This window comes from Sedimenticola hydrogenitrophicus, assembly GCF_025175675.1.
Lineage (GTDB): Bacteria > Pseudomonadota > Gammaproteobacteria > Chromatiales > Chromatiaceae > Sedimenticola > Sedimenticola hydrogenitrophicus.
This window is the reverse complement of the sequence record NZ_JANIOA010000042.1, coordinates 1-19,338: the sequence shown is the minus strand read 5'-3', so window position 1 is coordinate 19,338 and position 19,338 is coordinate 1. Positions and strand designations below refer to the sequence as shown.

At 63.1% G+C, this 19,338-nt stretch carries 20 protein-coding genes; 14 read left to right on the top strand and 6 right to left on the bottom strand.

Annotation, left to right across the window (positions count from 1 at the left end; translation table 11 throughout):
• The first annotated feature begins 26 nt into the window (after nt 1-26).
• The 4 genes from NPX02_RS17675 to ppnP all read left to right on the top strand — a co-directional run bounded on the left by NPX02_RS17675 (nt 27) and on the right by ppnP (nt 4,274).
• Nucleotides 27-296 (top strand): HPr family phosphocarrier protein, encoded by a 270-nt coding sequence (locus tag NPX02_RS17675; protein WP_260295170.1) that lies wholly within the window; start codon nt 27-29, stop codon nt 294-296.
• A complete protein-coding gene (gene ptsP / locus NPX02_RS17670; protein ID WP_260295168.1) occupies nt 293-2,008 on the top strand; it encodes a phosphoenolpyruvate--protein phosphotransferase in 1,716 nt (571 codons plus the stop codon). The genes NPX02_RS17675 and ptsP overlap by 4 nt, the downstream gene beginning before the upstream one ends.
• 491 nt (nt 2,009-2,499) lie before the next feature.
• Nucleotides 2,500-3,858: a magnesium transporter gene (gene mgtE / locus NPX02_RS17665; protein WP_260295166.1), complete on the top strand. Its 1,359-nt coding sequence runs from the start codon at nt 2,500-2,502 to the stop codon at nt 3,856-3,858.
• Between the two features lie 134 nt (nt 3,859-3,992).
• Nucleotides 3,993-4,274, top strand: a complete 282-nt coding sequence (ppnP, locus tag NPX02_RS17660) for a pyrimidine/purine nucleoside phosphorylase (protein WP_260295164.1) — start codon at nt 3,993-3,995, stop codon at nt 4,272-4,274.
• A 209-nt stretch (nt 4,275-4,483) separates the two neighbouring features.
• Here the strand turns inward: ppnP and NPX02_RS17655 are convergent, their stop codons facing one another.
• Genes NPX02_RS17655 through NPX02_RS17645 form a run of 3 tightly spaced genes read right to left on the bottom strand, consistent with a single transcriptional unit; the run spans nt 4,484 to nt 6,072 of the window.
• Complete coding sequence (locus NPX02_RS17655; protein WP_260295163.1) at nt 4,484-5,032, bottom strand: DUF924 family protein; 549 nt, start codon at nt 5,030-5,032, stop codon at nt 4,484-4,486.
• 17 nt (nt 5,033-5,049) lie between these two features.
• Nucleotides 5,050-5,562, bottom strand: a complete 513-nt coding sequence (locus NPX02_RS17650) for a GNAT family N-acetyltransferase (protein ID WP_260295162.1) — start codon at nt 5,560-5,562, stop codon at nt 5,050-5,052.
• Nucleotides 5,563-5,580: 18 nt separating this feature from the next.
• On the bottom strand, nt 5,581-6,072 hold the full coding sequence (locus NPX02_RS17645) for an FKBP-type peptidyl-prolyl cis-trans isomerase (RefSeq protein WP_260295161.1): 492 nt from the start codon (nt 6,070-6,072) through the stop codon (nt 5,581-5,583).
• A 230-nt stretch (nt 6,073-6,302) separates the two neighbouring features.
• Between NPX02_RS17645 and NPX02_RS17640 the strand changes: the two genes are divergently transcribed.
• The 7 genes from NPX02_RS17640 (at nt 6,303) to mutM (ending at nt 14,600) form a co-directional block, all read left to right on the top strand.
• Nucleotides 6,303-9,254, top strand: a complete 2,952-nt coding sequence (locus tag NPX02_RS17640; RefSeq protein ID WP_260295160.1) for an EAL domain-containing protein — start codon at nt 6,303-6,305, stop codon at nt 9,252-9,254.
• Nucleotides 9,255-9,453: 199 nt separating this feature from the next.
• The gene (locus NPX02_RS17635) at nt 9,454-9,621 is read left to right on the top strand and encodes a hypothetical protein (protein ID WP_260295158.1); all 168 of its coding nucleotides are present in this window, start codon (nt 9,454-9,456) and stop codon (nt 9,619-9,621) included.
• 260 nt (nt 9,622-9,881) lie between these two features.
• On the top strand, nt 9,882-10,826 hold the full coding sequence (locus tag NPX02_RS17630; RefSeq protein ID WP_260295152.1) for an ABC transporter ATP-binding protein: 945 nt from the start codon (nt 9,882-9,884) through the stop codon (nt 10,824-10,826).
• Nucleotides 10,823-11,569, top strand: coding sequence for an ABC transporter permease subunit (locus NPX02_RS17625; RefSeq protein WP_260295151.1), 747 nt, complete (start codon nt 10,823-10,825; stop codon nt 11,567-11,569). The genes NPX02_RS17630 and NPX02_RS17625 overlap by 4 nt, the downstream gene beginning before the upstream one ends.
• Nucleotides 11,559-12,917 carry a GldG family protein gene (locus NPX02_RS17620; protein ID WP_260295150.1) on the top strand — a complete coding sequence of 453 codons (1,359 nt, stop codon included), beginning with the start codon at nt 11,559-11,561 and terminating at the stop codon, nt 12,915-12,917. The genes NPX02_RS17625 and NPX02_RS17620 overlap by 11 nt, the downstream gene beginning before the upstream one ends.
• A gap of 14 nt (nt 12,918-12,931) precedes the next feature.
• Complete coding sequence (locus tag NPX02_RS17615) at nt 12,932-13,786, top strand: DUF4340 domain-containing protein (protein WP_260295149.1); 855 nt, start codon at nt 12,932-12,934, stop codon at nt 13,784-13,786.
• Between the two features lies 1 nt (nt 13,787).
• Nucleotides 13,788-14,600, top strand: coding sequence for a bifunctional DNA-formamidopyrimidine glycosylase/DNA-(apurinic or apyrimidinic site) lyase (gene mutM / locus NPX02_RS17610; protein WP_260295148.1), 813 nt, complete (start codon nt 13,788-13,790; stop codon nt 14,598-14,600).
• 336 nt (nt 14,601-14,936) lie between these two features.
• Here the strand turns inward: mutM and NPX02_RS17605 are convergent, their stop codons facing one another.
• The 3 genes from NPX02_RS17605 to NPX02_RS17595 form a co-directional block, all read right to left on the bottom strand.
• Complete coding sequence (locus NPX02_RS17605; protein WP_260295146.1) at nt 14,937-15,191, bottom strand: DUF1289 domain-containing protein; 255 nt, start codon at nt 15,189-15,191, stop codon at nt 14,937-14,939.
• A gap of 131 nt (nt 15,192-15,322) precedes the next feature.
• Complete coding sequence (gene ggt / locus NPX02_RS17600) at nt 15,323-16,990, bottom strand: gamma-glutamyltransferase (RefSeq protein ID WP_260295145.1); 1,668 nt, start codon at nt 16,988-16,990, stop codon at nt 15,323-15,325.
• A 25-nt stretch (nt 16,991-17,015) separates the two neighbouring features.
• The gene (locus NPX02_RS17595) at nt 17,016-17,261 is read right to left on the bottom strand and encodes a YfhL family 4Fe-4S dicluster ferredoxin (RefSeq protein ID WP_260295143.1); all 246 of its coding nucleotides are present in this window, start codon (nt 17,259-17,261) and stop codon (nt 17,016-17,018) included.
• 432 nt (nt 17,262-17,693) lie between these two features.
• Between NPX02_RS17595 and NPX02_RS17590 the strand changes: the two genes are divergently transcribed.
• The 3 genes from NPX02_RS17590 to NPX02_RS17580 all read left to right on the top strand — a co-directional run.
• Nucleotides 17,694-18,563: a formate dehydrogenase accessory sulfurtransferase FdhD gene (locus NPX02_RS17590; RefSeq protein WP_260295142.1), complete on the top strand. Its 870-nt coding sequence runs from the start codon at nt 17,694-17,696 to the stop codon at nt 18,561-18,563.
• Nucleotides 18,560-19,150, top strand: a complete 591-nt coding sequence (gene mobA / locus NPX02_RS17585) for a molybdenum cofactor guanylyltransferase MobA (protein WP_260295141.1) — start codon at nt 18,560-18,562, stop codon at nt 19,148-19,150. The genes NPX02_RS17590 and mobA overlap by 4 nt, the downstream gene beginning before the upstream one ends.
• A 53-nt stretch (nt 19,151-19,203) precedes the next feature.
• Nucleotides 19,204-19,338: DUF2283 domain-containing protein (locus NPX02_RS17580; RefSeq protein ID WP_260295202.1), on the top strand; the 135-nt coding region annotated here is incomplete at its 3' end.

The following is a 19,338-nucleotide window of genomic DNA, read 5'->3' as shown; positions in this document are numbered from 1 at the left end:
CCCATGGCAGGGGGTATGGGCTATTTATGGTCAAAAAACAGATTACCATCATCAATCGGCTGGGACTGCACGCCCGCGCGGCGGCCAAGTTCATCACCGAGGCGGGACAGTACAGCTGCACCATTCAGCTGATCCGCGACGCCAGGCCGGCCAATGGAAAGAGTATTATGGAGGTGATGATGCTGGCGGCCAGTCAGGGAACCGAATTGACACTCATGACCGAGGGTGAGGATGAGGTCGCGGCGGCCAATGCCCTTGAGGCGCTGATCAACGACCGCTTTGGAGAACCCGAATGACCTTCGCCGGCAACGGCATCGGCATTACCCGGGGTATCGCCATCGGCGAGGCCCATATCATGCAGCGTGGCCTGCTGGATATCAGCCCACGCCTGATCGACAAGGCCGGCATCCCGGCCGAGATCAAACGCTTTCGGCTGGCGGTCAAAGGCGCCCGGGCGCGCCTGAAGGAGATCCGCCAGCGGATCCCCGAAAACACCCGCTCGGATATCATCGCCTTCATCGACACCCATCTCCTGATGATGAACGACGCGGCCCTGGTCGAGGTACCGATCGAGCTGATCCACAAACACGCCTATGCCGCCGAATGGGCGCTGCAACTGCAGCGCCAATCGCTGGTAAAGGTGTTCGACACCATGGACGATCCCTACCTGCGGACCCGTAAGGATGACGTGGAACATGTGGTGAACCAGATCCAGGTGAGCCTGCTGGAGCTGGACGACGACAACGACGAGGATCTCGACGGCAAGGTGATCCTGGCCCTGGATCTCAACCCGGCCGACACCATCGTGATGCGCCACCAGGGTATCGCCGCCTTCATTACCGAATTCGGCGGCCCCATGTCGCATACCGCGATCCTCGCCCGCAGCCTCGGCATTCCGGCGGTGGTCGGGGTGCACGGCATCACCCGCCTGCTACGCCACGGCGAGCTGGTGGTGGTGGATGGGGAGCAGGGTGTGGTGCTTGCGGGGGCCGATCAGACCATCCTCTCCCACTATCAGGAGCGGATCGACGCCGCGTGGGGACGGGATGCCCAGCTGCGCAGCCTGATCGGCAAGGCGGCCACCACCCGTGAAGGGGTTCCGGTCCTGCTGATGGCCAATATCGAACTGCCCGAGGATATCCAGTCCACCCGTGAACTCAAGGCCGATGCGGTGGGCCTCTACCGTACCGAGTTTCTCTATATGAACCGCCAGGAGATGCCGGATGAAGAGGAGCATTACCAGACCTACCGCCAGGTAGTGGAAGGACTCAACGGCATTCCCATCACCATTCGCACCCTGGATCTAGGCGCCGACAAGCAGGTCGACGGCTGCACCACCTCCAGCTGCAATCCGGCACTCGGGCTGCGCGCCGTCCGCCTCTGCCTGAAGGAACCGAAGATGTTCCAGCCCCAATTGCGGGCGATCCTGCGCGCCGCCGTCCACGGACCGGTACGCATCATGATCCCGATGCTCTCCACCCTCCATGAGGTGCGGAAGCTGAAGACGCTGATTGCCGAAGCCGAGGAGGCTCTGAGCGCCGAGGGCGTGGCGTTCGCCAAGGGTATCCCCCTGGGCGGGATGATCGAGGTGCCGGCCGCCGCCCTGGCCGCCGACGCCTTCAGCCGTGAGCTGGATTTCCTCTCCATCGGTACCAACGACCTGATCCAGTATACTCTGGCGATCGACCGCGTAGACGACGAGGTGAACTACCTCTACGATCCGCTGCACCCGGCGATCCTGAGGCTGATCCAGATGGTGATCACGGCCGGCCAGCAGGCCGGCATCCCGGTCAGCATGTGCGGGGAGATGGCTGGTGACCCGCGCTACATTCCCCTGCTGATCGGCATGGGGCTGCGGGAGTTCAGCATGCAGCCCGGGTCGCTGCTGATCGCCAAGGAGCTGCTGCTGCAACTGGATGCGGCAAAACTGGCCAGACAAACCCGCAAGCTGATGAAGCGACTGGGCGAGCGCGATTTCGAGCTGCAGCTCAGGAAGATCTGTAACTAGCACTACTTCAATTTGATAACTCAAGTTTCGGAGTTCAGTTCCAGACACCGGGCGGGCCACCCCCTTGCCGGGACACGCTGTGAATACGTATCTATATGCCCTCGGCGTCGGCACGAATGCCTCCGACGATCCCGGCAAGGGGATAGCCCGCCCTGAACGATGCCTTTTGAACTCCGAAACTTGAGTTGATAAAACACTTTATGTAGGGTGGATAAGCCGGTAGGCGCATCCACCATAGCCGCGATGAGGGGTGGTACAGGGATGTACCGATAACGGAACCGAGGGTGCAATGTACCGGTTACGGACCTGAGGATGGCATGCGCTGTCGTTTATCCACCCTACGAAACTGAAACAGCTTTACCCGGCAATATTAAATTGGAAGACTGTTAGCTTTTATTCGCGTCATCTGTCTCCCGCTTGTCATCCGCAACTGCTAGAATCGGCCGCGACCCGACCACCTACCCTTTACCCGGCGAGGAACTCTATCGGCCATGTCTGAGCAGGCACCCGTACAAACCAGCACCCGCCTGGACCGGCTGCACGCGGCCCTGGAGAGTGGCACCCTGCAACAGGCGCGGCGGATGCTCAACGCCCTCCATCCGGGGGAAATCGCCCACTTGCTGGAGTCGCTGCCACTCGCCCAGCGCGATATCGTCTGGGGGTTGGTCAGCGAGGAGAATGACGGTGAGGTGCTGATCCTGGTGGCCGACGAGGTGCGCGCGGACCTGATCAGCCGCATGGACCGGGAGGAGCTGCTGGCTGCCACCGAGGGGCTGGATACCGACGACCTCGCCGATCTGATCCAGGAACTGCCGCAGGCCATTACCCAGGAGATTCTCGACTCCCTCGATCACCAGCGCCGGGAGCGCCTGGAGGCGGTCCTCCCCTATCCGGAAGATACCGCCGGCGGCCTGATGAACCCGGACACCATCACCGTGCGCCCCGAGGTGACCCTGGACGTGGTGATGCGCTATCTGCGACATCTCAGGGACAAGATCCCGCCCCAGACCGATATCCTGATGGTGGTCAACCGGGACGGCAAGTACCTGGGGGTGCTGCCGCTCACCGTGCTGGTGACCCATGACCTGGACGAGACGGTGGCGGAGGTGATGTCGCTGGATGTACGCGGTATCCCGGCCGGCTGGGACGACGGCAAGGTGGCCAACCGCTTCGAGCAGCACGACCTGATCTCCGCGCCGGTGGTGGACGACAACGGCAGGCTGATCGGCCGCATCACCATCGACGACGTGGTGGACGTGATCCGCGAAGAGGGCGAACACCAGTTCATGGGCCATGCCGGTCTCTCCGAGGACGAGGATATGTTCGCCCCGGTGCTGATCTCCACCCGGCGCCGGGCGCTGTGGCTCGGCATCAACCTGATAACCGCCCTGCTAGCCTCCTGGGTAATCGGCAATTTCGAGGCCACGATAGAGAAAGTGGTGGCGCTGGCGGTACTGATGCCGATCGTCGCCAGCATGGGCGGCATCGCCGGCAGCCAGACCCTGACCCTGACCATACGCGGCATCGCCCTGGGTCAGCTCTCGAGCAAAAACACCCGCTGGCTGATTCTCAAGGAGCTCGCCGTCGGCAGCCTCAACAGCCTGATCTGGGCCGCGGTGGTAGCGGTGATCGCCGGCTTCTGGTTCCATGATGTGAATATCGGACTATTGATCGCCACTGCCATGTGCATCAACCTGATCGTGGCATCCCTGGTCGGCACGGTGCTGCCGATGGCGCTGGAAAAAATCGGCATCGATCCGGCCCTGGCCGGCTCGGTGCTGCTCACCACTGTGACCGATATCGTCGGCTTCCTCTCCTTCCTCGGCCTGGCCACCCTGTTCCTGATCTGAGCGGATGACTACCGAGCTCGCGCGCGGGCTCATCGATCACCGCCAATATCATCCTGCCCGCTGAATTAATAGTTGACGCCCGGCCTGAACCGGGGCACCTTTAGCGCCTTTTTTTAACCTTGGGAGTCACCCCGATGTTCAAGATCAACCAGTATTTTGACGGTAACGTTGCCTCCATCGCCTTTCAGACCGCCACCCTGCCCGCCACCGTCGGCGTCATGGCCGTGGGCGAGTACGAGTTCGGCACCAGCCAGAAGGAGACCATCACGGTGGTCAGCGGCGGCCTGACGGTGATGCTCCCCGGTGCCGCCGACTGGCAGGACTTCCGTCAGGGCGACCGCTTCATCGTCGCGGCAGGGGAGAAGTTCCAGCTCAAGGTGGCCGAGGAGAGCGCCTACCTCTGTACCTACGAATAGCAAGTTTCTCAGGGTGGGTCAGCGATGCAAACGCCCACTTCCTGCGCAGGGCGGGCCTAACCCACCCGCAAAACCACAACCCGTAGGATACGGTGAGTAAAACGAACCGCATCGGTCCAGTGGCGAGCAAATGATGCGGTTCGCAAGCTCACCAGCATCCTACCCCGAAAACCGGTCATAGGGCGCCCCGTCGTGGGCACCGGCGAATATCAGCCGGTGAAGGCCCCATCCGAGACGAGATATTCCAGCTCTTCCGGGTGGCTGGTACGGCCGAGGATGGCATTGCGATGGGGAAAACGTCCGAAACGGCGCACGATCTCCCGGTGGTGCCGGGCAAAGGCGAGATTGTCCTGCAGCCCGGCCTGCTCAAAGAGTTCGACGGAGGTCTCCTGATCCCGCAGCTCCTCGCTGTGCATGTACGGCATGTAGAGGAAAGCGCGCCGGGCGCCGTTCAGGGATTGATCGAAGCCGCGTTTGACGGCGAATCCGGCGATCTCCCGGGCCTGGGCCTCGGTTTGGAAACTCTCGGGCCGCCCGCGGAACATGTTCAGCGGAAACTGATCCAGCAGGATCACCAGCGCCAGGCAGCCTTCGGCGCTGGTCATCCAGTGATCCAGTTGCCCCTCGGCCGCCCGCGCCCAGAGGGGCTGGAAGCGGTCAGCGATGGTCTGATCCAGCTCCGGCGTGGCGGAGAACCAGTGCTGTGAAACCGGCTCGGTGAACCAGAATTCGATAATATCCCGTGGTTCGACAGCCATCGCACTCCCCCCATATTTCACCGTTGATGGCGATAGAGACGCCACTCCCCACCGCGGAACGGCAGGACCTTCTCAAAGGTCGCCCCCATCCTTTCCGCCAGGGCGATAGAGGCGCCGTTTTCCGCCTGGATAAAGCTGATCAGATGGAGGCCCGGCAACGATACCTTGGCCATTTCCCGCACGGCCACGGCCGCCTCGACCGCGTAGCCCCGGCCCCAGCAGTCCCGGGCCAGGGCCCACTTGATCTCCGGCTCCGGCCAGTCCACCGGATACCAGAGGCCCACCGGGCCAATCACCCGGCCCGTGCCGCGCTCCTCCACCGCATAGGGACCGTAACCGCGCAGCAGCCAGTGCCCCATCATGCCCGCCATGGTGCGCCAGGTTCCGCCTTCACTGAGCGGCTTACCCACCGTGTAGCGGGTGCATTCCGGGTCGGAATAATAGGCGTGCAGGTCCCGCCAGTCGTCCTCCCGGAAGGTGCGCAGTATCAGCCTTTCCGTCTCCAGCCGTTCGGGTATCCGGTAGGGCATGATGCGCGCGCGCCCGGATCAGTGGGTCTGGCAGTGGTCGCCATCGTGATGCACATGGCCGTGCTCGATCTCATCCGCGCTGGCTTCGCGCACCTCAATGATCTCCAGGTCGAAATTGAGGTCCTTGCCGGCCATCGGATGGTTTCCGTCCACGGTGACGGTCGCTTCGTCCACTTCCACCACGGTGACCAGGAAGGGAACCCCCTCCTCCATCTCGGTCTGGAACTGCATGCCCACCGTGATCTGCTCGACGCCGGGAAAATTGTCCCGCGGCACCCCTTCGATCAGGCTTTCGTCCCGCTCCCCATAAGCCTCTTCGCAGGGAATGCTGACCGACAGCTTATCGCCCTGCCGGTGCCCGGCGAGTGCCTGCTCCAGGGCCGGTATCAGGCTCTCGGTGCCGTGGATATAGGTCAGGTAGCCGTCGTTGGCGGAGCTGTCGATGATTTCGCCACTCTGGTCGCGGGTGACATAGTCGAGGATGACGGCCTTAAAATCGCTGATCTGCATGAAATGTCTCTATAAAAGTAAAATGGAGGGTTAATACCACAAACACCCTGAGGTTACTGTAGATTCGATAAAAACTTTTTAAAGAATCACCAGTTGGCGCCGACAAATAGCCAGTAGGCATCGCGGCCGCCACACTGATTCGCCAATACCACATAACTAAAAGGCTGAACACAGCGTAGCCCCATTATTTCACGTCGGGGATGCCGTCGCAAAACAACGAAGGTGATACGTTGCCCTGGCTTCAGAATCTGATCTGCCACATCAAGATCCGCCGGCTCCTGCTCATGGTGCTGGGCCTGCTCTGTGCGGTCGCGGTCTCCGCCATTGCCTGGAACAGTATCGGGGTCATCCGCCAACATGAATCCGCCAGCCACCTGGGGCTGGTCAACCTATTGGCGGACCGGTCGCTGCAACTGACCACCGAGCTGGCGGTGGAACGGGGTCTCACCTCTACACTTCTGGCCATGCCCGGCACGCTGGAGGCGGAACAGCTGATCCGCCTGAATGACCAGCGCAAACGCACCGACCACAGATACCGGGAGTTCTCGCGGATTCTCCAGCAATATCACGACCCTGAAGGCTTGACCCCGCTCGATCGCGCCTACACGGCCATACGGCAGCTCTACGATCAGCTGCAGCTACTGCGCCGCGAGGTGGACCGGGTGTTTCTCGGGGACACGGATCCCCGGATTTCCCAGCGCTGGTTTGGCCTGGTGACCGGGAAAATTGAAGATATCGCCAAGCTGCAGCGCGCCATCATGGCGCCGACCCAAGAGGTGGACCATGTCATCTATTACGGGCAGATGCTGCGCGATGCCTTCTATACCATGGCCGAGTATGCCGGCCGTGAACGGGCCGATATCGGCCGGGCTATTGCATTGAACAAAACGCTCAGCATGGATGAACTGCATCACCTGATCCAATATCGGGAGGCGCTGGAGTTCGGCGAAAAAAAGAGCTTCGAGATACTGGCCTTCTACCCGGAAACCCCGGAAATCAAGGTTGCCCTGGCCCGTTATCAGGCGGTTTTCAAGGGCAGCTATGAAAAAATCCGCAGCCAGGTCCTGGAGGCCAGCCGCAATGGCACGCCCTACCCGGTGACCGAGCTGGTGTGGTTTTCCGAGGCCTCGCGCGCCATCGATACCATCACCGCCATCGCCGAGGCCGCCAGCATCCACAACGGACAGGATATCGCCGCCATTCAACAGCAGGCCAACCAGACCGTGGTCGCCCTGATGGCCACCGTGCTGCTGGTGCTGGTGCTGTTCTTCGTCACTTATCTGATCACCTATCGGCGCATCCTGTTCCCCCTGAACCTGCTGGAGAACGCCGCCAGGACCATCGAGTCGGGCAACCTCAGACAACCGCTCAAGATCGATGCCCAGGATGAATTCGGCCGCCTGGGCCAGAGCTTCGAGTCGATGCGCCTGAGCCTGCTGGCGGACCGGGAGCAGCGTGAACTGGTGGAACAGGAGCTGCGCAAGCTGCACCAGGCGATCGAGCAGAGCGTCAGCTCCCTGGTGATCACCGACGCCGAGGGTGTCACCGAGTATGTCAATCACCGCTTCGAACTCACTACCGGTTACCGGCAGGAGGAGGTGATTGGCCGCAAGTACAACAAAACCGCCTCCGGCCAGACGCCGATGGCGGTCTACGAGGCCCTGTGGCAGACCATCAAAGGTGGAGATATCTGGGAGGGCGAGCTGCTCAACCGCAAGAAGAATGGTGAACTGTTCTGGGAGCTGGTGAGCATCTCGCCGGTCAGGGACAAGCTGGGCGAGATCAGCCACTTTATCGGCATGCATCACGACATCAGCCAGCGCAAGGCGATGGAGGAGCGGCTCAACTACCTGGCCTATCACGACGAGCTGACCGGCCTGCCCAACCGCAGCCTGCTGGCCGAGCGTTTTATCCAACTGATCGGCCACCCCAGGCGGCAGACGAAACAGATCGCCCTGCTGATGCTGGATCTGAACCGCTTCAAGCTGATCAACGACAGCCTCGGCCACGAAACCGGCGATCAGGTGCTGGTGGAGGTGGGCAAGCGGCTGTCGAAGCTGGCCCGTGCCAGCGACACCGTCTCACGTTATGGCGGTGACGAATTCGTCATCCTGTTGACCGAGATCGAGTCGCCCGGCGTGGTGACCGATTTCGCTCGCCGCATTACCCAGAAAATCAGCCGGCCGATTACGGTCGGTGAACGCCTGTTGCATGTCAGTTGTGCCATCGGGGTAGCACTCTGGCCCCAGGACGGCAAACGGCTGGACAACCTGCTGAGCAATGCCGACGCCGCCATGTACCAGGCGAAGAACCGCGGCGGTGAGAAGCTGCAGTTCTTCACCGAGGAGCTGAACCACCAGGTTCAGCAGCGCATGGAGATGGAGAACGACTTGCGCAACGCGCTGCGCGACCATGAGCTGGAGCTCTATTACCAGCCCCAGTTCAATCAGCGTACCCAGCGGATCACCGGCATGGAGGCGCTGTTACGCTGGCACCATCCACGACGCGGTCTGATCAGCCCCGACCGCTTCATCCCCCTCGCCGAGGAGACCGGGCTGATCCTGCCCATCGGCGTATGGGTGCTGGAAACCGCCTGCCGGCAGCTGAAGTATTTCCAGCGCAACGGCTACCCGGAGCTGATCGTGGCGGTGAATGTCTCGGTGCGCCAGTTGGAAGGCCAGGACATGGCGGATATAGTCCGGCGCATCATCAGCGATACCGCGATCAATCCCGCCTCGCTGGAAATCGAAATTACCGAGAGCACCATGATGGAGGATCCCGAGCGCATGATCGAGGCCCTCGGCACCCTGAAGCGACAGGGTGTGCGACTGGCCCTGGATGACTTCGGCACCGGTCACTCATCACTCTCCTATCTGCAGCGTTTTCCGTTCGACAAGCTCAAGATCGACCGCGCCTTCGTCCGCAACATTACCCAGTCAGAGGATGATGCCGCCATCGCCATGACCATCGGCGCCATGGCCAAAAGCCTGAAACTGGAGGTGATCGCCGAGGGGGTGGAGAGCGAGGCGCAGATGGCGTTTCTCAAACATTGCGGCTGCGACAACATCCAGGGCTACCTGATCAGCAAACCGGTTCCCGCCAGGGAGTTCGGCCAGCTTCTGGCACAGTACGCTATCCCGCCCTACGCGCGGCAACACTCCCCAAACCCCGAGTCGACATAACCCGCGCCCGCACGGCGCCCCGAGGGGTTATTGCGACTCGGGTTCAAGGTCCTCACCGGCAACCACTGACCCACTCGCGTCATCAAACGGAAACCAACGCCGTGCACACTATCAATGCCAGCGTAATCTGTGGGCTTGATAATAACCGAGTAAATCAGTATGGTATTAACCAGCAGATCATTATCCAGGAGGATTTGTCATGGAACATCAGAACATCAATTGCCAGAAGCGGGAGCGCATCGCCGAGTTTATCGCCCTCTCGGCCAATTACATTGGAGTTGAACCCCCGTCCGAGCACACCTTTGCCCGCTGGACCGGCGGCTGTGTCTGCCAGGATGGCGGCCTACCGGAGCAGGTATCCCACTAGTTATTTCCCAGGAGTCTGTCGGGCTTGACCGACAGGCTCCTAGGTCCAAGATCCGACTCGTTGGGGTCGTACTTCACCCCAATCGCACTGTAGGATGCTGGTGCGCTTGCGAACCGCATCAGCCGCGGAAAGATTTGATGCGGTTCGTGTTACTCACCGCATCCTACCGCGCTACACACCGCACGCCCGTACCCGACTTCATCAACCGATGCCGGGGCATCTTGATCTTACGACCCGATCTCCTGTACCTTGCTGGCCCAATGGCCGCATTAATCCACATTGAAAATCTCTCCCGGCGCTATGGTGATCACTGCGCCGTGGAGGATCTCAGCTTCGAGCTGCAGCCGGGCGAAGTGCTGGGATTTCTCGGCCCCAACGGCGCCGGAAAATCCACCACCATGCAGATCATCAGCGGCGTGCTGGCACCCAGCAGCGGCCGCGTGCGGCTGGACGGTATCGATCTGCGGCAAGACCCCATACAGGCCAAAAGCGCCCTCGGCTATCTGCCTGAGACCCCCCCACTCTACCCGGAGATGCGGGTGGATGAATACCTCCGCTTCTGCGCCCGGATACACCGGGTCAGCGCGGCAGACAGTGACCATGCCGTGGCGCGGGCCAAGGCGCGTTGTGGTCTGAGCCCGATGGGCTCGCGGGTGATCGGCAACCTCTCCAAGGGCTATCAGCAGCGGGTCGGCATCGCCCAGACGATCATCCACAATCCGCGCATCATCATCCTCGACGAACCCACCAGCGGCCTGGACCCGAACCAGGTCCGGGAAATTCGCAGCCTGATCCGCGACCTGGCGGAGGCCTGCGGCGTGCTGCTCTCCACCCATATCCTGCCCGAGGTGCAATCGCTCTGCGATCGGGTGCTGATCCTGCACCAGGGCCGGCTGGTCTATTCCGGACCGGTCAGTCAACGGCAGCAGAACCGGTTGCTGGTGACGTTGGGGACGGATGGCGACGGCGCTTTGCTGGCCGATTTGCCGGGGGTGAGCGCGGTTGAACCGCTGGATCCGCGGCAATTCCGCCTCACCCTTGCCGGGAGCCACGGCCCGGCGGAGATTGCCGAGGCGATCGTGCGCCTGGGCGGGCGGTTGTGCGAACTGCGCGGCGATCAGGACGACCTGGAACGGATCTTCAGCCAGGTCACGCTCGGCCAGATCGCATTCGATCAAGCCACACTCGCGGAGCGGATCCAGTGATCCGCGCCGTGGCCGGTCGGGAGCTGCGCGCCCTGTTCCTCTCCCCACTCGCCTGGAGCCTGCTGGGCGTGGCCATGGTCATCCTCGCCTGGCTGTTCCTGGTGCAGATCGAGAGCTTCATGCAGCTGCAACCGCAGCTGGTCGCCGGCGCCTCGGAGCTGGGGGTCACCGATCTGGTGGTCGCACCGCTGTTCGATTCCGGCGCCATGGTCCTGCTGCTGCTGACCCCGCTGCTGACCATGCGTCTGCTGAGTGAAGAGCAGCGCAGCGGCACCATCCGGCTGCTCTTCTCGGCGCCGATCTCCACCGCCCAGATCGTATTGGGCAAATACCTGGCCATGCTGGGGGTGTTCGGGCTGCTGCTGTTGCTGATCGCGCTGCTGCCGCTGTCGCTGCTGCTGGGCGGTACCCCGGACCTGGGCCGTCTGGCCGCCACCCTGCTGGGAATGGGACTGCTGCTGGCCTGCTACAGCGCCATCGGCCTGTTTCTCTCCAGCCTGACCGAGCAACCGGCGGTGGCCGCCATCAGCAGCTACGGGCTGCTGCTGTTTCTCTGGATCGTCAACCTGTCGGGTTCCGACGATCGCAGCGGCCTGTTCGAGTGGCTCTCCCTGACCAGCCACTACCGGCCCTTTCTCGACGGTGTGGTGCGCAGCGGCGACCTGGCCTACTTCCTGCTGCTGATCATCGCCAGTCTGCTGATGGCCATTCACCACCTGGAGAGTCGACGCCGTGGGGGCTGAATTGTCCGCCACCAGACAACACCGTTTCCGGCGGCGCCTGGAGGGCCTGCTCTTCTATCTGTTGCTGCTCCTCGCCATCGGCCTGGCCGGCTGGCTCAGCCAGCGCTACCAGGGCGTGTACGACTGGAGCGACCGGGCCCGAAACAGCCTCACCGGCGCCAGTCGGCAACTATTGGAGCGACTGGAAGCACCGCTGCTGATCCGCTCCTTTGCCCCGGCCAATCCGCAGCTGCGGCAACAGATCCGCGCCGTCATCGAACCCTATCAGCGACACCGCCCCGACATCACGCTGGAATTCATCGACCCGGCGCTGCAGCCCGAACTGACCCGCGAGACCGGAATCCGCCGCGCCGGTGAGCTGCAACTCAGTTACCAGGGGCGCAATGAGAACCTGGACACCCTGACCGAGCAGCAGATCAGCAACAGCATCCAGCGGCTGATCCAGCGAGGCCAGCGCTGGATCGCCGGCATCGAGGGGCATGGCGAACGCCGGCTCAACGGCAAGGCCAACCACGACCTGGGGGAGTTCAGCGCCGAACTGCAGCGCAAGGGCTATCGGATCCAGGCGCTGCAGCTGAGCGAGCAGCCGCTGATCCCGCGCAATATCGCGCTGCTGGTGCTGGCCGGCCCCCAGGTCGACCTGCTGCCGGCGGAGCGGCAGGTGATCACCGATTACCTCGGCCGCGGCGGTAACCTGTTGTGGCTGACCGATCCCGGCCCGCAACATGGACTGCCGGAGCTGTTCCCGGAGCTCGGCCTGGAGATCCTGCCGGGCACGGTGGTGGATGCCAACGCCGCCGGCCTCGGCCTGGACAATCCCGCCATCGCCCTGGTGACCCGGTTTCCCGACCACCCCGCCACGCAGCGCCTGGAGCGGGTGACGCTCTACCCCTTCGCCGCCGCCCTCAAGGCCAGTCCGGCTGACGGCTGGCAGGCCACTCCCCTGTTACAGACCCAGCCGGGCAGCTGGAACGAGACCAGCACCCTGAGCGGCGAACTGCGGCGTGATGCGGCGCTGGGCGAGGAGCCCGGCCCCCTGACCCTGGGTTACGCCTTCAGCCGTCAGTTGGAAGGAACATCACAGCGGCTGATGGTGCTGGGCGACGGCGATTTTCTCTCCAACAGCTACCTGGGCAACGGCGGCAACCTCGACCTGGGACTGAATCTGATCCGCTGGCTCAGCGGGGATGACAATCTGCTGGACATACCGGCCAGGACCGCCCCCGATACCCGACTCGAGCTGAGCCGCACCGCCGGGGCCGCGATCGGGCTCGGCTTTCTGTTTATACTACCGCTACTGCTGATTGCCACCGGCCTGTTCATCTGGTGGCGGCGCCGCAGGGCATGACGGAGAAGCCGCGTATGCGCAAACAGCCCCTGGTCAATCTGTTCCTGTTACTGCTGGTGCTGCTGTTGGGCCTGTGGGTCTGGCTCACCCCGGAACAACCAACCGGTGCGCCGAGCGAGCCGCTCACCCGGCTCGACCCGGCGGCCATCCAGCGGATCGAGATCCGCAACAACAATGGCCCCCGGTTCGTCCTGCAACGGGAGGGCCGGGAGTGGCGGATGACCGAGCCCTACCGGGTGCCCGCCAACACGCCGCGCATTGATATCCTGCTGGATCTGCTCTCCACCCCGCAGGTCGAATCCTTCCCCCTGCCGGCGGAGCGGCTAACCGAGTTCGGTCTGGACCGGCCGCTGGCCGAACTCACCTTCAACCAGACCCGTATCACCTTCGGCGGCACCCACCCCTACAACTACCGCCGCTACCTGCGTATCGATGACCGGCTCTACCTGACCAACGACATCTTCCCGCACCACGCCCTGGCCCGCGCCGAGGAGTTCATCAGCCACGCCCTGTTCGCCGAGGGCACGGAGATCCGCGAGATCAGCACCCCCGACTGGCGCCTCTACAACGACCAGGGCGACTGGCACCTGGAGCCCGCCAATCCGGCGCTGGAGCACGACCAGCTGCGGGACAAGGCGACCGCCTGGCAGCACACCTGGGTGGCCCGGGTGATCAAGGCGCCCACCACACCGGGTGATGCGACCGTGAGCGTACGCCTCGCGGACCAGGCGGAGCCGCTGCTACTGGAGGTGATCCGGCAGAAATCCCAGACCCTGCTGGTCAACCGGGCGCTGGGGCTGGCCTATGGGCTGAACAGCGACGCCCTGCTCAGGTCACCGGGGCTCAGGCCACCGGGAATAGGCGAATAAAATGCCTGAACTACCCGAGGTCGAGACCACCCGCAGCGGCATCGCCCCGCATATCCAGGGGCGGCGGATCAGCGGCGTGGCGGTGCGCCAGCCCAACCTGCGCTGGCCGGTGGCGGACAACCTGGCCGGACTGGTGACCGGCCGCACCGTGCGCTCGGTGGAGCGGCGCGCCAAGTACCTGCTGCTCAACCTCGCCAACGGCACCCTGATCCTGCATCTGGGCATGTCCGGCAGCCTGCGCATCCTGCCGCGCGACAGCGAACCGGGCAAGCATGACCACTTCGACCTGCGGTTCCGCGACTGCTGCCTGCGGCTGCGCGACCCGCGCCGTTTTGGTGCCGTGCTCTGGACCGACCGGCCGGTGGCGGAGCATCCGCTGCTTGCCCATCTGGGGCCGGAACCCCTCTCTGAGGCGTTCGATGGCGACTACCTGCACCGCCAGGCACAAAAGCGCCGGGTGGCGGTGAAGAGCCTGATCATGGACGGCCGGGTGGTAGTAGGGGTGGGGAATATCTATGCCAACGAGGCGCTGTACCGGGCCGGCATATTGCCGACCCGTGCCGCCAACCGAATCTCGGCCGCCCGCTACGCCCGGCTCAGCGGGGAGATAAAAGAGGTGCTTGCCGCGGCCATCGCCCGGGGCGGCACCACCCTGCGGGATTTCCAGCAGGAGGATGGCAAGCCCGGCTATTTCGCCCAGGAGCTGCAGGTCTACGGCCGGGCGGGGGCGCCCTGCCCGGGCTGCGGAACGCCGGTCAGGCAGCAGCGCATCGGCCAGCGTTCCAGTTTCTTCTGCGATCGCTGCCAGCGGTGAGTGGGATTTGTATTTAGCCGCGAATGAACGTGAATGAACGCGAATGACGATATTGTGAATCGTTGGAAACGTAGGATGCGGTGAGTAAAACGAACCGCATCATGGAGGATGCTTCATATCCAGGATGGTGCGGTTCGTACCTCACCGGCACCCTACAATTTGGCATCAGTAAAAAGCCTCAACGACTTGATTTGCGTTTATTCCATCCTTAGGTCCGTAAACGGTGCATTGCAACCTCGGCTCCGTAAACGGTACATCCCTGTACCACTCCTCCTGCACCACTTCTCGCGTGCATTCGCGGCTAATATTCACCCTCCGGTCAAGACCGGGGCGATGTCACTTGCCGATCGGGATACCGATACCGCCCGGCTGGCTCAACTGCTGCTGTTTGCGCACGTTCTTGGCGGCCTTGTCGCCGACAAAGGTGGTGAAATCCTCGACGTTCTCATAGCCCATCTCGATGGCGAAACGGGTGACGGCAAACACCAGGTCACGGGTCTTGGCGATCTCTTCGTGGCTGCGGCCACAACCGGAGCAGTGGGTACCCTCCTGACTGCAGAAATCTCCACCCTTGCAAGGACTGAATTGCATAAAACGCTCTCCTGATACTGTGACTGTTACCACCACGGGGCGGACGGCGTAGCGACGACGCCCGGGTCTGACCGGGCATTGAACCCGGATATGCCGGAATTATCAACCCAAAGTCATCAGGGACGTCCCGGTCACTCCACCCGGGCACTGCCCATGCCGCGCGGGTCACTGGCGCCGCTCAGGCGCCCGGTTCCGCGCTCCCGATACAAGGCCTGCATATTGCCGTAGGTGGAGTCCAGCGGCTCCAGGCGGTGCCCCAGGGCCTGCAGTTGCTGCTGTTCACCGGCACTCAGCGCCCCGGGTTCAAACTGGATCGCATCGGGCAGGTACTGGTGGTGATAGCGCGGGCGGCCGACCCACTCCCCGGGACCTTCGCCCTCGGCCATCGCCAGGACGCCGTGCAGCAGCATGCTGATGATGCGGCTGCCGCCGGGGGTGCCCAAGACCGCCACGCCCCGCCCGGTCTCGACGAAGGTGGGGGTCATGCTGGAGAGCATGCGTTTGCCCGGGGCTATGGCGTTGGCCTCGCCCCCCACCAGGCCATAGACATTGGGTGTGCCGGGGCGGGCGGAAAAGTCATCCATCTCGTCGTTCAGCAGCACGCCGGTGCCGGGGGCCACGAAGCAGGAGCCGAACGGGTAATTGATGCTGAGGGTGGCGGAGACCCGGTTGCCCTCGGCATCGATGATCGAGTAGTGGGTGGTGTCCTGCCCCTCGCCATGCTCTCCGGCCGGGGTGTGGCGGCTGGGGGTGGCGGCATCCAGCTGGATATCCCGCACCAGCCCGGCCGCGTAATCGGGGTCGATCAGCCGCACCACCGGCATGTCGACAAAATCGGGGTCACCCAGGTACTCGGCCCGGTCCCGATAGGCGCGGCGCATCACCTCCACCAGCAGGTGCTTGCGCTGCAGCGGGGAGTAGCTCTCCAGGTCGAAACGGGCCAGCTGGTTGAGCATGCTGATGAGCACGATACCGCCGGACGAGGGCGGCGCCGCGCTGGTGATCTTCATGCCGCGATATTCACCGCGCACCGGTTTCCGTTCCACCACCTGGTAGTCAGCCAGGTCCTGCGCCTTCCAGATACCGCCGGCGGCCTGCACGCCGGCCACCAGCCGCTCCGCCAGCGTCCCGCGATAGAAGCCGTCGCGTCCCTGCTCCGCCAGCCGTTCCAGGGTCTCGGCCAGGTCGGGCTGTTTGATGATGGCGCCTGGCAGGGGCACCTCCCCCGCCGCCAGGAACTGGGCGCTAGCGGCCGGCCAGCGGCGCAGCTGCTCCAGGCGCCATTCCGCCATGCGCCGGTAATGGGCATCCACCGGGAAACCCTCCCGGGCCAGGCGGATCGCCGGTGCCAGGGTTTGGGCCAGCGGCAGACGGCCGTAGCGGGCGGCCAGATGGGCCAGCGCCGCCGGTTGTCCGGGAATCCCCGCCGACAGCGGTCCGTTCACCGACAGGCCGGGGACCACCTCGCCCGAGTCATCGAGATAGAGATCGCGATGCGCCGCCAGCGGTGCCCGCTCGCGGCCATCCAGCATCACCTCGTAACCGTCACTGGCCCGGTGCAGCAGCCAGAAACCGCCGCCCCCCATGCCGGAGCTGTAGGGCTCCACCACTGCCAGCACCGCCGCCACCGTGACGGCGGCGTCGAAGGCGTTGCCGCCCCCGGACAGGATGTCGAGTCCCGCTTCGGTGGCCAGGGGATGGGCCGAGGCGATCGCCCCCTGCCCCTGGGCCGCCGGCAACCCGGGCAGCAGGAACAGGAGCAGCAGGAACAGCCAGGGAAAAGGGCGCGGACGCGTCATGGCGGACTATCCGATGCGCCGCCGGTTAGCCGGTGATCCGATTATACTTCTCCATCAACTCCTCTTTGCTCTCTACATGATCGGGATCTTTGGGGATGCAGTCCACGGGGCAAACCTCGACGCACTGGGGTTCATCATAATGGCCGACACACTCGGTGCAGAGATTAGGATCGATCACGTAGATCTCATCCCCCTGGCTGATGGCGCCATTGGGGCATTCGGGTTCGCAGACATCGCAGTTGATGCATTCATCGGTAATGATCAGAGCCATTTTGATACTCCAGCTAGAATTGGCCTCGTGGTGGAATTATATCCTGTATCCATTATGACAGGATAAAAGAGTTGGTTGTTTAACCAGACCATACGGTTATGCTGCCGCAATACTTTAAAAACCACCCTGTTAAGTATCCGGATTAAGCCTTAACCGGGTGGGCTAAAATTATCTGTAGCCGGTCACTCGTCATGACCGGAACAAAACGGATCTGTGGCATAATGCCGTCGATCCCGGCCGGGCAGATAGATAAGGGCCTGGAAAGAAATAACTGCTGTGTATTGCGCCGGATTTTTGTTTGCCTTCAAGGCACGGCAAGGCGCGCATAGTAGTTCTATGTAAGTCTTGCCGTAACGCCGAAGGCGGACGAAAAGACCAGCAAGACGTAGTAGTTATTTATTGACAGGCCCTAACTCCAGGACACCGAGCTTCATGAACGTCGAATCAACACACGCCACCCCATCCGCCCATCTGATCCTGAGCGATGCCGGCCTCGACTCCACTCTGGCGGTCACCTCGCTGGACGAGTACGGCGAGCCGCGCGAGGGTCACGTGGCGGCCGAGCGCGCCCTCACCCTGTACCTCAACAAGCGCGAGCTGGTCACCCTGATGACCCTCGGCTCCCAGCCCGAGATGCTGGTGCTCGGCTGGCTGCGCAACCAGCGGCTGGTGCAGCGGATCGAGCAGATCGCCGCCATCCAGGTGGACTGGGAGACCGAGGCCGCCGCCATCCAGACCCACGAGGAGATCCCCGATCTCGAGGCCCGCCTTGGCCGCAAGACCGTCACCACCGGTTGCGGCCAAGGCACGATGTTCGGCGACCTGATGGAGGATCTGGAGAAGATCACCCTGCCGAAAACCGAACTCCGGCAGTCGCTCGTCTATGGTTTGCTCAAGGCCCTGGACCAGCATAACCAGATCTACCGGCGCGCCGGCGCCGTGCACGGCTGCGCCCTCTGCCGGGGCACCGAGATCCTCCATTTCGTCGAGGAGGTGGGCCGCCACAACGCCGTCGACACCATCGCCGGTCACATGTGGATGAACGAGACCGCCGGCCACGACAAGATCTTCTACACCACCGGCCGGCTCACCTCGGAGATGGTGATCAAGGTGGCGCAGATGGGCATCCCCATCCTGCTCTCCCGCTCCGGTGTTACCCAGATGGGCCTGGAACTGGCCCAGCGCCTCGGCGTCACCCTGGTGGCCCGCGCCAAGGGTCAGCACTTCCTGCTCTACCACGGTCAGGAACAGTTCGTCTACGATCAACCCCCGAAGCGGACACCCGGGAGCAGAAAGGCATGAGCGAACCGAAAATCACCGCCGTGATCCTCGCCGGCGGCAAGGCCCGGCGCATGGGCGGAGAAGACAAGGGGCTGATCGACCTGGACGGCCGGCCTTTGATTGAACATGTGCTGGAGCGCATCCGCCCCCAAGTGGCCCAGGTGGTGATCAACGCCAACCGCAACCTGGAACGCTACGCCGCCTTCGGCCACCCGGTGATCAGCGACACCCTGAGCGACTTCCAGGGCCCGCTGGCCGGCTTCCTCGCCGTCATGCAACAGATCGACAGCGACTTCATCGTCACCCTCCCCTGCGACGGCCCCTGCCTGCCGGACAACCTGGTGGAACGCCTGCGCCAGGCGCAACAGGCCGCCGGCGCCGACATCGCCGTAGCCCACGATGGCCACCGCATGCAACCGGTCTACGCCCTCATCGCCACCCACCTGCAACCGAGCCTGGAGGCCTACCTGCAGGCCGGCGAGCGCAAGATCGACTGGTGGTACGCCAAACATCACACCGTCAACGTCGACTTCTCCGACGCCCCGGAGACCTTTCTCAACATCAATACCCCCGAGGACCGGGCACGGTTCCTGGCCGAGAGCGGCTGAGGCAGTCCCCATTTAGCGGACTACAATGCGTTTTTTGATAGGGGGTATAAATCATGAAAGTCAGCTACTTTGAAGATACTGACACCCTGTATATAGAGTTCCGTGACAACAACATCGCGGAATCCAAGGATCTGGATGAAAACACCATTCTTGATGTCGACGCCAAGGGAAACGTATGCGCAATAACA

Excerpts from the sequence above, each read along its gene's own strand:
- NPX02_RS17675 (WP_260295170.1), top strand. The coding sequence starts at position 27 with ATGGTCAAAAAACAGATTACCATCATCAATCGGCTGGGACTGCACGCC.
- ptsP (WP_260295168.1), top strand. The coding sequence starts at position 293 with ATGACCTTCGCCGGCAACGGCATCGGCATTACCCGGGGTATCGCCATC.
- mgtE (WP_260295166.1), top strand. The coding sequence starts at position 2,500 with ATGTCTGAGCAGGCACCCGTACAAACCAGCACCCGCCTGGACCGGCTG.
- ppnP (WP_260295164.1), top strand. The coding sequence starts at position 3,993 with ATGTTCAAGATCAACCAGTATTTTGACGGTAACGTTGCCTCCATCGCC.
- NPX02_RS17655 (WP_260295163.1), bottom strand. The coding sequence starts at position 5,032 with ATGGCTGTCGAACCACGGGATATTATCGAATTCTGGTTCACCGAGCCG.
- NPX02_RS17650 (WP_260295162.1), bottom strand. The coding sequence starts at position 5,562 with ATGCCCTACCGGATACCCGAACGGCTGGAGACGGAAAGGCTGATACTG.
- NPX02_RS17645 (WP_260295161.1), bottom strand. The coding sequence starts at position 6,072 with ATGCAGATCAGCGATTTTAAGGCCGTCATCCTCGACTATGTCACCCGC.
- NPX02_RS17635 (WP_260295158.1), top strand. The coding sequence starts at position 9,454 with ATGGAACATCAGAACATCAATTGCCAGAAGCGGGAGCGCATCGCCGAG.
- NPX02_RS17630 (WP_260295152.1), top strand. The coding sequence starts at position 9,882 with ATGGCCGCATTAATCCACATTGAAAATCTCTCCCGGCGCTATGGTGAT.
- NPX02_RS17615 (WP_260295149.1), top strand. The coding sequence starts at position 12,932 with ATGCGCAAACAGCCCCTGGTCAATCTGTTCCTGTTACTGCTGGTGCTG.
- mutM (WP_260295148.1), top strand. The coding sequence starts at position 13,788 with ATGCCTGAACTACCCGAGGTCGAGACCACCCGCAGCGGCATCGCCCCG.
- NPX02_RS17605 (WP_260295146.1), bottom strand. The coding sequence starts at position 15,191 with ATGCAATTCAGTCCTTGCAAGGGTGGAGATTTCTGCAGTCAGGAGGGT.
- ggt (WP_260295145.1), bottom strand. The coding sequence starts at position 16,990 with ATGACGCGTCCGCGCCCTTTTCCCTGGCTGTTCCTGCTGCTCCTGTTC.
- NPX02_RS17595 (WP_260295143.1), bottom strand. The coding sequence starts at position 17,261 with ATGGCTCTGATCATTACCGATGAATGCATCAACTGCGATGTCTGCGAA.
- NPX02_RS17590 (WP_260295142.1), top strand. The coding sequence starts at position 17,694 with ATGAACGTCGAATCAACACACGCCACCCCATCCGCCCATCTGATCCTG.
- mobA (WP_260295141.1), top strand. The coding sequence starts at position 18,560 with ATGAGCGAACCGAAAATCACCGCCGTGATCCTCGCCGGCGGCAAGGCC.